Here is a 15,325-nt window from a genome sequence, read left to right on the forward strand (position 1 = left end):
TCAGGACTACTCGGGGGTTTCGTCCAGCGCGTGGCCGACGAGGGCCAGGAGGGTCTCGATGACCGAGAACCGCCGCCGCGCGTCCATGATCATGACAGGGATGTGCGCGGGTATGGTCAGCGCCTCCCGCACGTCCTCCGGCTCGAACCGCTCGCTGCCGTCGAAGTGGTTGACGGCGACGACGTAGGGCAGTCCGCAGCTCTCGAAGTAGTCCAGCGCGGGAAAGCAGTCCTTCAGGCGGCGGGTGTCGGCCATGACGACGGCGCCGATCGCGCCGCGCACCAGGTCGTCCCACATGAACCAGAACCGCTGCTGGCCCGGCGTGCCGAACAGGTAGAGCACCAGGTCGTCGTCGAGTGTGATGCGGCCGAAGTCCATGGCCACGGTGGTGGTCAGCTTGCCCGGGGTGGCGGACAGGTCGTCGGTGTCCTCGCTGGCCTCGGTCATCAGCGCCTCGGTCTGCAGGGGCGTGATCTCCGAGACGGAGGTGACCAGGGTGGTCTTGCCGACGCCGAAGCCGCCCGCCACCACGATCTTCGTCGCGATGGGAGCCCGCGTCCGGTCGGTCTGCCAGGACCTCAGGTCCTCGTCCGGCTCGCCGTAGGAGGCGGCGAGGGGAGCGCCCCCGAAGGCGGCGGTGGCGTCAGAGACGGCGGAGTCCACTCAGCACCCTTTCCAGCAGCGCGCGGTCCGGCCGGCCGGTGCCGTGACCGGTTCCGGTGCCGTACACACGGATCTTTCCCTGGTCCGCCAGATCGCTCAGGAGGACGCGGACCACGCCGAGCGGCATCTTCAGCAGCGCGGCGATCTCGGCCACCGTGCGCATACGGCGGCACAACTCGACGATGGCCAGCATCTCCGGCATGCCCCGGCCTGCCTGCGAGCCGTTCGTCAGTTCCTTGCGCTCCTCGGGGGCCTCCAGCGCGGCCACGAACGTCTCCACGAGGAGGACGTGACCGAAGCGGGTACGGCCGCCGGTGAGCGAGTAGGGGCGCACGCGGGCGGGTTTGCGGTCGCCGCCGCGTACCGGCAGCCGCTGCTTGCCGGGCTTGTTCGCGGGGCCGCTCACCGGGTGCTCCCCGTCGACTCGGCCTCCATGGATTTACGCAGCTCGCTGCGGAGTTCGGGCGTCAGGACGTGCCCGGCGCGGCCCACGAACAGCGCCATGTGGTACGCCACCACGCTCATGTCGCACTCGGCGGAGCCGTGCACGCCGAGCAGCGAGCCGTCGCTGATCGACATCACGAACAGGCTGCCCTCGTCCATCGCGACCATGGTGTGCTTGACCCCGCCGTGCTCCAGCAGCCGGGCGGCGCCCACGGTGAGGCTGCCGATGCCGGAGACGATGGTGGCGAGGTCGGCGGCGGAACCGCGCGGGCCCTTCGCCGGGCGGGCCGCACGGGACTGCTCCGTGTGGGCCGGGTCGGACGACAGCAGCAGCAGTCCGTCCGAGGAGACCACGGCGACGGACTGGATGCCGGGTACTTCCTCGACCAGGTTGGTCAGCAGCCAGTGCAGGTTACGGGCTTCACTGCTCAGTCCGTAGGTAGTGGGCGCGGTCAACTGCTTGCCTCCTCGGCTGTGCCCCCCGTGGCTTCTTCGGCGTGTGCGTAGCCGGCCGGCCGTCGGTGGCCGGCCGTCTTCTCGGCGATCTCCGTCTCCGCGTCGCGGTAGCCGGCCTCGGCGCCGCTGCGGAAGCCGCCGAGCCTGCGGCGCAGGGCGTCGGCGTCGACGCGGGTGTTGCGCTGGCGGGGCGGGGCGGCGGGGGCGGTGATCTTGGGCGTGCGCTTGGGGAGACCCTTGCTGGTGAGCAGCTCCGTCGCGGGTGCCTGCGGCGGCTCGGCCGGTGGCTTCGCCTCGGCTTCGCCGTCGGCTCCCGGGCTGCCGCCCGCATCATCCGTGCGGGTTTCGTCGTCGCGGGCGGGCGGCCCCTGTGGGGCGTGCTCGCCGTCGGCGGCTGCCGGGGCCGTGGGCGGGGTCGCCGAGAGGTCGGTCTGTGCCGTCGGCCGCTCCGGTGCCCCCGGCTCTTCCGGCTCCGCCGGCTCCTCCTGCGGTGTCGGCAGGAGGAGTTCCATCGTCGTCTCGGCGGGGGTCTCCGTCGGCTTGGGGCGGGTCTCCGTGGGGTCGGTGGGCGAGGTGGCCTGGTCGTGGGTGTCCTGTACGGCCCGTTCGGCGAGGGCCACCAGCGGGTCCTTGGTGCGGGCGCGCAGGACGTTGGAGTTCGCCTCCGCGTCGGCGCCCGGCAGGGTGTACGTACCCGTGGTGCCGCCGGCCGCGGTCGTCGGCGGCAGGGCCGTCGGCGGGGCCTCGGCGAGGAGCTGCGCCGGCAGGACCACGACCGCCGCGGTGCCGCCCTGCTTCTGGTCGCGCAGCTGGACCCGCACACCGTGGCGGTGGGCGAGGCGCGCGACGACGTAGAGGCCGAGGCCGAGCCCGTCGGCGTCGTCCTGGTCGTAGAGGGACCGCGGGTCGAAGTCGGTGAGGCGGGCGTTGAGGCGGGTCAGGCGCTCCTCGGCCACGCCGATGCCCTCGTCCTGGACGGAGAGCATGACCTCGCCCGACTCCAGGAGCCAGCCGGAGACCTCCACCGGCAGCTCCGGCGGGGAGAACGACGTGGCGTTCTCCATCAGTTCGGCCAGCAGGTGGGAGAGGTCGTCGGCGGCGAACCCGGCCACATGCGCGTGCGGCGGCAGGGAGGCGATGCGGACGCGTTCGTAGCGCTCGATCTCGCTGACCGCCGCCCGGACCACGTCGACCAGCGGCACCGGGCCGGGGTGCTGCTGGACGTGCTCGGTGCCGGCGAGGACCAGCAGGTTCTCGCTGTGCCGGCGCATGACCGTGGCGAAGTGGTCCAGCTTGAAGAGGGTCGCGAGGCGGTCGGGGTCCTGCTCGCGGTCCTCCAGGCCCTCGATGACCGCCAGCTGGCGTTCGACCAGGCCCAGGGTGCGCAGCGCCAGGTTGACGAAGGTGGAGCCGATGCTGGTGCGCAGCCGCTCCAGCTGGGCGGCGGAGTCGGCGAGTTCGGCGCGCAGTTCCTCGCGGGCGTCGGCCATCTTCTGGCGCTGGCCCACCAGGTGCTTGCGGTCGGTCTCCAGGGTGGCCACCCGCTCGTGCAGGGCGACGGCGTGCGCGTGCAGGGCGTTGACCGAGCGGACCACCTGGGCGAACTCGTCGTTGCGGCCGGTGAAGGCGATCGGGTCCTGAGCCGCCGGGTCCTCGGCCTCGGCGAGGCGGGCCGAGCCGCGGCGCAGCACCGACAGCGGGCGGGTCAGACTGCGCGCCATGGCGGTGGCGACGCCGACCGCGACCAGCAGCAGCACGCCGAGGACGGCGACGCGGATCTCCAGGGCGGTGACGTCGTCGTCCCGGAGCTTTTCCAGGTCCTTGGTGCGGCGGTCGTAGAGGGCGGACTCGGCGCCGCGCATCAGGTCGACGCGGGCGGACAGGGCCGCGTCCAGCTTCTTGGCGGAGGTGGTCAGCTCGCTGTCGGCCAGGGCCGGCTGGTCGGTGAGCAGGGCCAGGAACTTCTCGGCCGAGTTGACCTCGGGGCCGGTGACCGTGGAGTCGTAGGAGTCGACGGCCGCCTCGGAGGCGGTGGCGCGGAAGTCGGAGAGGGCCGCGTCGGCGCGCAGCCGGGCCTGCTGGGCGGCGGCGGTGAGCGCGTCGCGCTGCCGGCGGTCGGTGTCGTCGCCGGCGGCGGAGGTGGTGGGCAGGCCGGTGACGGGGTCGATGGCCGTCCGGGTGGCGGCGGGGACGTTCAGCGCGGCCAGCAGCAGGCCGCGGGCGGCGGCGGACTGCTGGACGGCGGAGTCCAGTTCGGCGAGGGCGTGGGTGCCGGAGCCGGCCCGCGGGGGCAGCTGCTCGGCCAGTTGTTCGGCGAGCCGGTGCAGTTCGGTGATGGCCGCCGAGTAGGCCTGGTGGGTCCGCAGGGCGTCGGTCTTGCCGGTGAGGGCGGCGCGGCGGAGCTTGTCGATGCCGTCGAGGGCGGTGCGCAGGCGGGCCGGGGTGTCGGTGTCCGCGCGCAACTCCGCGACCTGCCGGTCCACGCGGGCGCTGCGGTCCTCGGAGGGCGCCTTGGAGCGGGGGCGGCCGGCCGCGACGTAGGGGGTGACCTCGTCGCGTTCGTCGGCCAGGGAGTGGGCGAGGGTGAGCGCGTCCTGGGTGCGGGCGGCGAGCGTCACCAGTTCCTGGGAGTCGCCGACGTCCTGGGAGGCGGTGAGCAGCGCGGGCACGCCGGCCCCGGCCACGGCGGCGGCCACCACCGCGACGGCGACGATGAGCCGGGTGCGCACATGGGTGGGGCGGCCGGTGCCCACGGGGGTCTGCGGGACGGTCCCCGCGGGGGCCGGCTGACTGCCTGTGCGCCGAGGCCGCTTCTTCTGCACCGGTGCTCGCATTCTCGAACTCGTCTACCCAGGGGCCCGGGTGGTGCCCCGTCACTTCGGGGCCAAGTGGTGCGTACACCCGGTTCGTACGGTTCCCGACCCTCCCAGCGCCGGTGGGCAGTGGTCGCGCATCACCTGACCCGCCACCCGAAGGAGTGAACATCGGAGGGGAGTTGGGGGGCAAGTTCCTCCGGCGCGTGCCCGGCTCGGACGCGGCGGGCCGGTTGGACGCGCGCGGCCGGCTTTGGCAATATTCGCCACCACGTCTTCCCGGAGCGCCCCATTCCGACCCAAACCCGGCGCCTGACCTGCGAGGTCACGGGAATTCCGGGGCGCTTGCCGGGCCGTGGCGCACCGTGTGAAGGGGTCGTGCAGACTGACCGGGTGCGTACTGATCTCGTCTCGGAACCCGGCGACGCGGCCCGCCCCAACGAGGACTTCGCCGGTGTCGGACTACCCGCCTGCGGACAGGGAGGTTGCGTGATCGCCCTGGACGGGGTGACGCCGCCGAGCGGTGGGGCGGGCTGCCTGCACTCCGTGCCCTGGTTCACCGCGCGACTGGGCGGCGCGCTGACCGAACTGACCGTTTCCGGCCGAGATCTGACGCTGCCGGAGATTCTCGCGCGGGCGATCCGGCGCACCGCCGAGGCGCACGCGGACACCTGTGACCTTTCTCACCCGCGAACGCCCCAGGCAACCGTCGCCGTGGCCCGCTGGTCCGCCGCCGAGGTCGAGTACCTGGTGCTGTCGGACGCGGCGCTGCTGCTGCGGGGGCCCGACGGGGTGGTGACCCCGGTGCTGGACGACCGGCTCGCCCGGCTCCCCCGCTCCGCGCTGGCCTCGGACGCCCTGATCGACGCCCGCCTGCGCAACAAGGAGGGCGGGTTCTTCACGGCCGCCGCCGACCCCGCCGTGGCGGCCCGCGCGGTCACCGGTGTGCTGCCCCGGCGCGCGGTGCGGGAGCTGGCCGCGCTGACGGACGGCGCGACCCGGTGGACGGAGATGTTCCGCGAGGGGGACTGGACGGCCCTGTTCGACGTGGTCGCCAAGGAGGGCGCCCGGTCGCTGGTCGAGCGGGTGCGGGAGCTGGAGGCGGCGGACCGGGAGCGGCGGGCGTTCCTGGGGCGGGGCAAGACGCACGACGACGCGACGGTGGTGTACGCGCGGTTGTGAGCCGCGGTCTGCGCGCGGTCGCGGGCCGCGGGTACGCGCTGCCTGCGAGCCGCGGGGCAGGCGCGGTGGCGGGCCGTTATTTCGCCATGACGTCGTTCAGTTCGTGCAGCAGCCGGGCCAGCTCCGCGACCTCGCGGCGGTCCCAGTGGGCCAGCTCGCGGACGTAGCGGGCGCGGCGGGCCTCGCGGACGGTGCCGACGCGGCGGCTGCCCTCGTCGGTGAGGGTGACCAGCCAGGCGCGGCCGTCGGCCGGGTCGGGTTCGCGGGCGATCAGGCCCAGTTCCTCCAGGGCGCGCAGCTGCCGGGACATGGTGGCCTTGCCGACCCCGATGTAGGCGGCGAGTTCGGTGGCCCGCTGGCCGCCCTGTTCGTCCAGCCGGATGAGCAGGCCGTAGGCGGAGGACTCCAGATCGGGGTGGACCTCCCGGGCCATCTCCGCCTGGTTGGCCCGGGCGCGCCGCAGCAGCACGGTCAACTCGCGTTCCAGCGACAGGAATTCCTGGTCTGCACCACTGGGCGTCACCTGGCAGGCGACGCCCGGTCCGCCGCTGTTTCTGTCCTCGTGCACGTCAGCACCCCTGATCGGTTTCGCAGTCCTGAAAGTTTCTGTCACACGTCGTCATTGCCGCAGCTCCGTCAGTATTTCGCAGGCATAGACCAACGGCGTCGTCCGGACCCTCTTCCACGCCGTCATCTACGTGCGTAGCTTCTTTACCACGCCATTAATGGCATGCCCACGCCCAGTGGGCCGGCGGTCACCCCCACGATCCCCACATCGCTCCCCCACTCCCCATCCCGGAGGCACGCCATGACCGTGCTCAGACCCGGTCCCACCCGTCGTACCCACCCGCTCCGCCCGCGCCCCCTCGCCGTCCTGGTCACGGCCCTGCTCGCGGCGCTCTCCCTCACGCTCCCCCTCTCCGCCGCACGGGCCGCGGACGTGCCCGCCCGCGGTTCCGCCCACATGGGCATGGGCGTCCTCGCCCACGACGGACAGAACGGCACCCCCAGCACCGGCGACGCCACCCAGACCGAGGGCGTGGACGTCTCCAGCCACCAGGGCAACGTCGCCTGGTCCACGCTGTGGAACAGCGGGGTCCGCTGGGCGTACACGAAGGCGACGGAAGGCACGTACTACACGAACCCCTACTTCGCCCAGCAGTACAACGGCTCGTACAACGTGGGCATGATCCGCGGCGCCTACCACTTCGCCACCCCGGACACCACCAGCGGCGCCGCCCAGGCCAACTACTTCGTCGACCACGGCGGCGGCTGGTCGCGGGACGGCAAGACCCTGCCCGGCGCCCTCGACATCGAGTGGAACCCGTACGGCGCCGCCTGCTACGGCAAGACCGCGAGCCAGATGGTCAGCTGGATCGCCGACTTCCTCAACACCTACAAGGCGCGCACCGGGCGGTACGCCGTGATCTACACCGCCACCACCTGGTGGACCCAGTGCACCGGCAACTACGGCGGCTTCGCGGTGAACCACCCGCTGTGGATCGCCCGCTACGCCGCGGACCCGGGGACGCTGCCGGCCGGGTGGTCGTTCTACACCATGTGGCAGTACACCTCCTCCGGCCCGACGGTCGGCGACCACAACAAGTTCAACGGCGCCCTGGACCGGGTACAGGCCCTGGCCAACGGCTGAGCGGCGGCCGGCCGCGGGCCGTGTGGCGAGCGGGGACGGCCCCGGCCGGCGGGCGCCTCCGGGCGCGGGCCGTTCTCCCCGGCCCGCGCCCTGCGTTGGTGCTCCGCGCCGCCCGGGATCATGCTGGTCAGGAGAGCCTGCCGAGCAAGGGCGAGATGAGCGGCGATGGAGCGACCAGCGACGTACACGGCCACGGCCACCATCGATGAGCGGGGCATCCTGACCGGCTGGAGCGACGGCGCGCGGCGGCTGCTCGGCTACGACTCCCCGGCCGTGGTCGGCCGGCCCGCCGCCGCGCTGCTCGCCACCGACGCCGCCGGCGCCCGCCGTACCCTGGCCGGCCGCAGCCGCTGGCACGGCACCGTCCCGCTGCGCCACCAGGACGGCCGGCGCCTGGAACTGGACGTCCTCGCCCACCGCCGCACCTCCCCCGCCGGGCGCACCGACTGGCTGGTGGTGAGCCCGGTGACGGCCCGGCCGCAGCCGCCCCGCGGCGATCCCCTGGAGGAGTGGACCTTTCTCCAGTCGCCGTTCCCGCTGGCCGTCTTCGACCCGGACCTGCGCCTGCTGCGGGCCAACCGCCGGCTGGAGCACGCCCTCGCCCTGCCCGAGGCCGCCATGCGCGGGCTGCGCCTGACCCACATCGTGCCCGGCGCCGCGAGCGAGGAGGCCGAGCGGTCCATGCGGGCGGCGCTGGAGTCCGGCCGGCCGCAGGAGGCACAGGGCCGGCTCGGCCCGGACTTCGGCCGGACCGCCGTCCTCACCCCGCTGAAGGACGCCGACGGCCGGGTCCGGGCCGTCTGCCTGTCCGTGTCGCGGCCGGCCCCGGACGCCGACGGGCCGTCCCCGGCGGACCGGACCGGCCCGCGCGCCGCGTCGGCGGCGGACCAGGTCCTCGCCGCCCAGGAACTCGGCAAGGTCACGGTCCCCCGGCTGGCCGACGTGATGGCCGTCGACCTGCTGGACCGTCCGCGTTCCGGCGGCAGCGGGGCCGGCGGCCCGCAGCCGGGGCAGGTCGTGCTGCGCCGGGCCGCCCTGCGCGCGGTCCCGGACGGCACGGGGACCACCCGGGGCACCTGCGTCGGCGAGGCAGTCGTCTGCCCGGCCGGCTCGCCGCCCGCCCGCTGCCTGGCGACCGCCCGCCCGCTGCTGTACGACACGGCGGAACCGGGCATCGCCGAGTGGGCGGCGCTGGACCCGTGCGCCGGGTGGCTGCGCGCCTCCGGCACCCGGTCCCTGCTGGCGGTGCCGCTGGTCGGCGCGGGCGGCACGCTCGGCGTGGCCCTGTTCGGCCGTACCCGGCGGCGGGAGCGGTTCGGGCCGGAGGACGTACGGCTCGCCGAGGAGTTCACCGCCAAGGCCGCCGCCTGCATCGAACAGGCCCGCGCCGAGGCCCCGGCCCCCGACACCGCGCCCCTGCGGCACGGCCTGCTGCCGCATCCGCTGCCCGACCAGGCCGCCCTGGAGATCACCACCCGCTGTCTGCCGGCCGCGGGCGGGACCGGTCCGGGCGGCGAGTGGTTCGACGTGATCCCGCTGTCGGGGGCGCGGGTGGCGCTCGTCGCGGGCGACGCGGCGGGCCGCGGCATCCGCGCCTCGGCCACCGTGGGCCGGCTGCGCACGGCGGTGCGCACCCTGGCCGACGTGGACCTGCCCGCCGACGAGCTGCTCGCCCACCTGGACGACCTGGTGCTGCGGCTGGCGGCCGACGAGAGCAGCGCGGACCCGGCCACCGAGACCGCCGGCGGCATCGGCACCACCTGCCTGTACGCCGTCTACGACCCCGTATCGCGCCGGTGCGCGGCGGCCCGGGCCGGGCACCCGGCGCCCGCCGTGGTCACCCCCGACGGCGCCGTCCGCGTCCTCGACGTGCCCGCCGGGCCGCCGCTGGGGCTGGGCGGGCCGCCCTTCGAGGCGGTCGAGACGGAGCTGCCCGAGGGCAGCCTGCTGGCGCTGTGCGCGAACGGGCCGTCCGAGCCCGACGGCCGGGCCGTCGGCCGGGCCCTGGACGGGGTGTACGGCGCACCGGACCGTCCGGCGCCGTCGCTGGACTCGGTGTGCGACCGGGTCCTCACCGGGCTGGCCGGCCCCCGCCCGGACGACCACGTCTCCCTGCTGCTGGCCCGTACCCGGGCCCTGCCCGAGGACCGGGTGGCCTGCTGGGAGCTGGAGCACGAGCCGACCGTCGTCTCCCTGGCCCGCCGGTACGTGGAGGAGCAGCTGTCCGCCTGGGACCTCCAGGAGGCCGCGTTCACCACCGAGCTGATCGTCAGCGAACTGGTCACCAACGCCATCCGCTACGGCCGCCCGCCCGTCCGGCTCCGGCTGCTGCGCCCGGGCGCCGGCCTGATCTGCGAGGTGTACGACGCCAGCGGCAGCACCCCGCACATGCGCCGGGCCCGGATCTTCGACGAGGGCGGCCGGGGGCTGCTGCTGGTCGCGCAGCTCGCCGAGCGCTGGGGCACCCGGCACGAGCGGACCGGCAAGACGGTGTGGGCGGAGCAGACCCCGGCCGCGCTCTGAGAGGGAAACAGCGGGTACAGGGTGTGGCGGAGGCCCGGGCCTCCCTCACGGAACCCGGGCCCCGCCCTTCCCGTGGCGTCCGTCACGCCGCCGCGGGAACCGCCGGCTCCACGCCGTCCGCGGCCGGCGCGAGCGCCAGCTCCAGGACCTGGCGGACGTCGGTGACGGCGTGGACGTCGAGCTTGTCCAGCACCTCGGCCGGCACGTCGTCCAGGTCGGGCTCGTTGCGCTTGGGGATGATCACGGTGGTCACCCCGGCGCGGTGGGCGGCGAGCAGCTTCTGCTTCACGCCGCCGATGGGCAGGACCCGGCCGGTCAGCGAGACCTCGCCGGTCATCGCCACATCCGTGCGGACCAGCCGGCCCGACAGCAGCGAGGCGAGGGCCGTGGTCATCGTGATGCCCGCGCTGGGGCCGTCCTTGGGCACCGCGCCCGCCGGGAAGTGGATGTGCACGCCCCGGTCCTTCAGGTCGGCCACCGGCAGTTCCAGTTCGGCGCCGTGGCTGCGCAGGAAGCTCAGCGCGATCTGCGCCGACTCCTTCATCACGTCACCCAGCTGGCCGGTCAGGGTCAGGCCCGCCGCGCCCGTCTCCGGGTCGGCCAGGGACGCCTCCACGTAGAGCACGTCGCCGCCGGCGCCGGTGACCGCGAGACCGGTCGCCACGCCGGGCACCGCCGTACGGCGCTCGGCCGGGTCCTGCGCGGACTCGGGCACGTGGTGCGGCCGGCCGATCAGGTCGCGCAGATCGCCGTCGGTGACGGTGAACGGCAGCTCCCGCTCGCCCAGTTCGTGCTGAGCGGCGATCTTGCGCAGCAGGCGCGCGATCGAGCGCTCCAGGGTGCGCACGCCCGCCTCGCGCGTGTACTCGCCGGCCAGCTTGCGCAGGGCGCTCTCCTCCAGGGTGACCTCGTCCCGGTCCAGGCCGGCCCGCTCCAGCTGGCGCGGGAGCAGGTGGTCGCGGGCGATGACGACCTTCTCGTCCTCGGTGTAGCCGTCCAGGCGGACGATCTCCATGCGGTCGGCGAGGGCCTCCGGGATGGCCTCCAGGACGTTGGCGGTGGCGAGGAAGACCACGTCGGAGAGGTCCAGCTCGACCTCCAGGTAGTGGTCGCGGAAGGTGTGGTTCTGCGCCGGGTCGAGGACTTCGAGCAGGGCGGCGGCCGGGTCGCCCCGGAAGTCGGAGCCCACCTTGTCGATCTCGTCCAGCAGGATCACCGGGTTCATCGACCCGGCCTCCTTGACGGCGCGCACGATCCGGCCGGGCAGCGCACCCACGTACGTACGGCGGTGGCCGCGGATCTCGGCCTCGTCCCGGACGCCGCCGAGGGCGACCCGGACGAACTTGCGGCCCATGGCGTGCGCGACGGACTCGCCGAGGCTGGTCTTGCCGACGCCGGGCGGGCCGACGAGGGCCAGCACCGCGCCGCCGCGCCGCCCGCCGACGACGCCCAGGCCCCGGTCGGCGCGCCGCTTGCGCACGGCCAGGTACTCGGTGATGCGTTCCTTGACGTCCTCCAGGCCCGCGTGCTCGGCGTCGAGCACGGCCTTGGCACCCCGGATGTCGTACGCGGAAGCGCTGTCATCGGTTCGCTCGTTCCACGGCATCTCCAGGACGGTGTCCAGCCAGGTGCGGATCCAGGAGCCCTCGGGCGACTGGTCGGAGGCGCGCTCCAGCTTGTCGACCTCCTTCAGGGCGGCCTCGCGGACCTTCTCCGGCAGGTCGGCGGCCTCCACACGGGCGCGGTAGTCGTCGGACTCCTCGGCCGCGTCCTTGGAGTTCTCCCCGTTCAGCTCGCGCAGTTCCTTGCGCACGGCCTCCAGCTGACGGCGCAGCAGGAACTCGCGCTGCTGCTTGTCGACGCCTTCCTGGACGTCCTTGGCGATGGTCTCGGCCACCTCCTGCTCGGCGAGGTGGTCGCGCAGCTGCTGGGTGGCGAGGCGGAGGCGGGCCACCGGGTCGGCGGTCTCCAGCAGTTCGACCTTCTGCTCGGTGGACAGGAAGGGCGAGTAGCCGGAGTTGTCGGCCAGCGCGGAGACGTCGTCGATGGCCTGGACGCGGTCCACGACCTGCCAGGCGCCGCGCTTGCGCAGCCAGCTGGTGGCGAGCGCCTTGTACTCCTTGACGAGTTCGGCGACCTGACCCGGCAGCGGGTCCGGCACGCTCTCCTCGACGCCGGCGCCCTCGACCCAGAGCGCGGCGCCCGGTCCGGTGGTGCCGGCGCCGATGCGGACCCGGCTCCGGCCGCGGATCAGGGCCCCGGGGTCACCGTCGGCCAGCCGGCCCACCTGCTCCACCGTGCCGAGGACGCCCGTCTTGGCGTACGTGCCGTCGACCCGAGGCACCAGCAGCACCTTGGGCTTGCCGGGTTCGGAGCGGGCGGCGGCCTGCGCGGCCTCCACCGCGGCCCGCACCTCGGCGTCGCTCAGGTCCAGCGGAACCACCATGCCGGGCAGTACCACTTCGTCGTCGAGCGGCAGCACGGGCAGGGTCAGCGTGAACGCCGGTGACTCAGCAGCCATGATCTCCCCTTAGGCAGTCAACTTGAGCTATGCCGACTCAATGTTCCGGCGGAGCCGATTGTTCCCGGAGACTTGTTCGCTCTGAGCGATCAGTTGCTCCCACCGGCGCACCCGGGGCCTCGGCGGTGAGGACCGGTCGGCCCCACACCCGTCGGCCGCCCCGCCCGCCCTCGCCGTGGACCACTCGTCCGTGGGCGTCCTGTCCAATTCCCGTGACCATCGGGCCCTGTTCGAGCAGGATGGGGGACATGACTGCCGTGTACGACACCCCCGTGGTCCTGGATCGACGCGAAGGCCCGTACGGCGAGGTGGTGCTGCGCAGGCACGGTGCGCTCCTGCAGATCATCGCCAACGGCTGCTTCCTGATGGACACCTCCGACGGCCGCTCGGAGCGGCTGCTGGTCGACGCCGCCCGTGACGCGCTGGACGGGCGCGCGGCCCCGGCGGTGCTGATCGGGGGGCTGGGCGTGGGCTTCTCGCTCGCACACGCCGCCGCCGATCCGAGGTGGGGCCGGATCACCGTGGTCGAACGCGAGCCCGCCGTCATCGACTGGCACCAAGGCGGCCCGCTCGCCGAGATCTCCGCCGGCGCCCTCGCCGACCCCCGCACCACGATCGTCCGATCCGACCTCGTCGCGTACGTCAATGAGACATCCGACACGTTCGACGCGCTCTGCCTCGACATCGACAACGGCCCCGGCTGGACCGTCACCGAGGACAACGACAGCCTCTATTCACCGGCCGGACTGGCGGCCTGCGCAAGGGTGTTGAGGCCCGGCGGAGTGCTCGCGGTGTGGTCCGCCGAACCCTCTCCGGAATTTGAAGGAACCTTGCGGAATGCCGGGTTCCAGCGGGTGCGTACCGAAGAGGTGCCCGTTGCCCGGGGCGTTCCCGACGCCGTCCACCTCGCCGTCCGACCTGGATAGCGACAGCGCGGTGAGTCCCCGTAATGTGCTGCCCTGACGCGGATCATTCAGCCGATCGGGCAAGCGTCGGACGCAGACATGGGATCACCCCACGGATTCCGGAAAGCAACACAACAGGGGCGGGCGATGGAGCAGACACACACCTCCCAGAGCGGCGCGGCGACGACCACCCCGGGCGCACAGCGCCGGGTGCTGGTCGTCGAGGACGACCCCACGATCGTCGACGCCATCGCGGCCCGGCTCCGTGCCGAGGGATTCCTGGTGCAGACGGCGGCCGACGGTCCGGCCGCCGTCGACACGGCCGAGGCCTGGCAGCCCGACCTGCTGATCCTCGACATCATGCTGCCCGGCTTCGACGGCCTGGAGGTGTGCCGGCGGGTGCAGGCGCAACGGCCGGTGCCGGTGCTGATGCTGACCGCGCGGGACGACGAGACGGACATGCTGGTCGGGCTCGGCGTGGGCGCCGACGACTACATGACCAAGCCGTTCTCCATGCGTGAGCTGGCGGCCCGGGTGCATGTGCTGCTGCGCCGGGTGGAGCGGGCCGCGCTGGCCGCCGCCACGCCCCGCACCGGCATCCTGCGCCTCGGCGAGCTGGAGATCGACCACGCCCAGCGCCGGGTGCGGGTGAAGTCCGAGGACGTCCACCTGACGCCGACCGAGTTCGACCTGCTGGTGTGCCTGGCGAACACCCCGCGCGCGGTGCTCTCCCGGGAGCAGTTGCTGGCCGAGGTGTGGGACTGGGCGGACGCCTCCGGCACCCGCACGGTCGACAGCCACATCAAGGCGCTGCGCCGCAAGATCGGCGCGGAGCGGATCCGGACCGTGCACGGCGTGGGCTACGCGCTGGAGACACCGACCCTGTGAGCGGCAGCGGGCGCCAGGCCGCACGGAGGAGCCCCGGGGCCCTCGGCGAGGAACCCTGGGGCGGCGTGCGCCCGTTCTCGATCAAGACCAAGCTGGGTGCGCTGGTCGTCATCGCGGTGCTCATCACCACCGGCCTGTCGCTCGTCGCGGTGCACACCCAGACGGAGCTGCGCTTCATCACGGTCTTCTCGATGATCGCCACCCTGCTCATCACCCAGTTCGTGGCGCACTCGCTGACCATGCCGCTGGACGAGATGAACACGGTGGCCCGCTCCATATCGCAGGGCGACTACACGCGCCGGGTGCGGGAGAACCGCCGCGACGAACTCGGCGACCTGGCGCAGACGATCAACGTCATGGCCGACGAGCTGGAGGCCCAGGACAACCAGCGCAAGGAGCTGGTGGCGAACGTCTCGCACGAGCTGCGCACCCCGATCGCCGGGCTGCGCGCGGTGCTGGAGAACATCGTCGACGGGGTCACCGAGGCCGATCCGGAGACCATGCGGACGGCCCTGAAGCAGACCGAGCGGCTGGGCCGCCTGGTGGAGACCCTGCTGGACCTGTCCCGGCTGGACAACGGCGTGGTGCCGCTGAAGGCGCGCCGGTTCGAGGTGTGGCCGTACCTGTCGGGCGTGCTGAAGGAGGCCAACATGGTCGCCTCCGTGCGCGCGGGCATCGCCTCCGGCTCGGGCAGCCACACCCGCACCGACGTCCATCTGCACCTGGACGTCTCGCCGCCGGAGCTGACCGCCCACGCGGACCCCGAGCGCATCCACCAGGTCGTCGCCAACCTGATCGACAACGCGGTCAAACACAGCCCGCCGCACGGCCGGGTGACCGTGAAGGCGCGGCGCGGGCCGCAGCCGGAGTCACTGGTGCTGGAGGTCCTGGACGAGGGCCCGGGCATCCCCCGGTCCGAGTGGCACCGGGTGTTCGAGCGGTTCAACCGGGGCGCGGTCACCCGGCCGCACGGCCCGGGCAGCGACGGCGGCACCGGGCTCGGCCTGGCGATCGCCCGGTGGGCGGTGGATCTGCACGGCGGCCGGATCGGGGTGGCCGAATCCGAGCGTGGCTGCCGGATCATCGTCACTCTTCCGGGACTGACTTCCCTGACGAGTTGACGTAGGGTCCGAACCGGAAGCACAAGATCCACGACGGTCCCCGGCGGGTTCGCGCGGCAGGACACGTGTGATCGGCGCAGGCCCGGGCACCCGCCTGACGACGGCGGCGGCGGGCCCCGCCGGTGCACCCTCTCACCTGCGGAACCACGCTTGTTTCC

At 73.6% G+C, this 15,325-nt stretch carries 12 protein-coding genes; 6 read left to right on the forward strand and 6 right to left on the reverse strand.

Annotated elements, in window-relative coordinates; all coding sequences use genetic code 11:
- Window positions 1-6 precede the first annotated feature (6 nt).
- From Srubr_RS25195 to Srubr_RS25210, 4 genes are read right to left on the reverse strand one after another with little or no spacing between them, the layout of a single operon-like run.
- On the reverse strand, window positions 7-663 hold the full coding sequence (locus Srubr_RS25195) for a GTP-binding protein (protein ID WP_189999776.1): 657 nt from the start codon (window positions 661-663) through the stop codon (window positions 7-9).
- On the reverse strand, window positions 644-1,069 hold the full coding sequence (locus tag Srubr_RS25200) for a DUF742 domain-containing protein (RefSeq protein WP_030789923.1): 426 nt from the start codon (window positions 1,067-1,069) through the stop codon (window positions 644-646). The genes Srubr_RS25195 and Srubr_RS25200 overlap by 20 nt, the downstream gene beginning before the upstream one ends.
- The gene (locus Srubr_RS25205; RefSeq protein ID WP_189999777.1) at window positions 1,066-1,563 is read right to left on the reverse strand and encodes a roadblock/LC7 domain-containing protein; all 498 of its coding nucleotides are present in this window, start codon (window positions 1,561-1,563) and stop codon (window positions 1,066-1,068) included. The genes Srubr_RS25200 and Srubr_RS25205 overlap by 4 nt, the downstream gene beginning before the upstream one ends.
- Window positions 1,560-4,397, reverse strand: a complete 2,838-nt coding sequence (locus Srubr_RS25210; RefSeq protein WP_189999778.1) for a sensor histidine kinase — start codon at window positions 4,395-4,397, stop codon at window positions 1,560-1,562. The genes Srubr_RS25205 and Srubr_RS25210 overlap by 4 nt, the downstream gene beginning before the upstream one ends.
- 372 nt (window positions 4,398-4,769) lie before the next feature.
- Between Srubr_RS25210 and Srubr_RS25215 the strand changes: the two genes are divergently transcribed.
- Entirely contained in the window at window positions 4,770-5,558 is a 789-nt protein-coding gene (locus Srubr_RS25215; protein ID WP_189999779.1) for a protein phosphatase 2C domain-containing protein, read from the forward strand.
- Window positions 5,559-5,634: 76 nt separating this feature from the next.
- Here Srubr_RS25215 and Srubr_RS25220 read toward each other — a convergent pair whose 3' ends face one another.
- Entirely contained in the window at window positions 5,635-6,126 is a 492-nt protein-coding gene (locus Srubr_RS25220) for a MarR family winged helix-turn-helix transcriptional regulator (RefSeq protein WP_189999780.1), read from the reverse strand.
- 240 nt (window positions 6,127-6,366) lie between these two features.
- Here Srubr_RS25220 and Srubr_RS25225 point away from each other — a divergent pair, with 240 nt between their 5' ends.
- Both Srubr_RS25225 and Srubr_RS25230 read left to right on the forward strand, forming a co-directional pair.
- Complete coding sequence (locus Srubr_RS25225; protein WP_189999781.1) at window positions 6,367-7,209, forward strand: lysozyme; 843 nt, start codon at window positions 6,367-6,369, stop codon at window positions 7,207-7,209.
- Window positions 7,210-7,374: 165 nt separating this feature from the next.
- Entirely contained in the window at window positions 7,375-9,732 is a 2,358-nt protein-coding gene (locus tag Srubr_RS25230) for a SpoIIE family protein phosphatase (protein WP_189999782.1), read from the forward strand.
- Between the two features lie 82 nt (window positions 9,733-9,814).
- Here the strand turns inward: Srubr_RS25230 and lon are convergent, their stop codons facing one another.
- The gene (gene lon, locus Srubr_RS25235) at window positions 9,815-12,253 is read right to left on the reverse strand and encodes an endopeptidase La (protein ID WP_189999783.1); all 2,439 of its coding nucleotides are present in this window, start codon (window positions 12,251-12,253) and stop codon (window positions 9,815-9,817) included.
- 248 nt (window positions 12,254-12,501) lie between these two features.
- Between lon and Srubr_RS25240 the strand changes: the two genes are divergently transcribed.
- From Srubr_RS25240 to Srubr_RS25250, 3 genes are all read left to right on the forward strand, one after another.
- A complete protein-coding gene (locus Srubr_RS25240; protein WP_189999784.1) occupies window positions 12,502-13,179 on the forward strand; it encodes a spermine/spermidine synthase domain-containing protein in 678 nt (225 codons plus the stop codon).
- A 126-nt stretch (window positions 13,180-13,305) separates the two neighbouring features.
- The gene (locus Srubr_RS25245; protein WP_189999785.1) at window positions 13,306-14,046 is read left to right on the forward strand and encodes a response regulator transcription factor; all 741 of its coding nucleotides are present in this window, start codon (window positions 13,306-13,308) and stop codon (window positions 14,044-14,046) included.
- A complete protein-coding gene (locus Srubr_RS25250; RefSeq protein WP_189999786.1) occupies window positions 14,043-15,167 on the forward strand; it encodes a HAMP domain-containing sensor histidine kinase in 1,125 nt (374 codons plus the stop codon). The genes Srubr_RS25245 and Srubr_RS25250 overlap by 4 nt, the downstream gene beginning before the upstream one ends.
- The last annotated feature ends 158 nt before the right edge of the window (window positions 15,168-15,325 follow it).

Source organism: Streptomyces rubradiris (genome assembly GCF_016860525.1).
Classification (GTDB): domain Bacteria; phylum Actinomycetota; class Actinomycetes; order Streptomycetales; family Streptomycetaceae; genus Streptomyces; species Streptomyces rubradiris.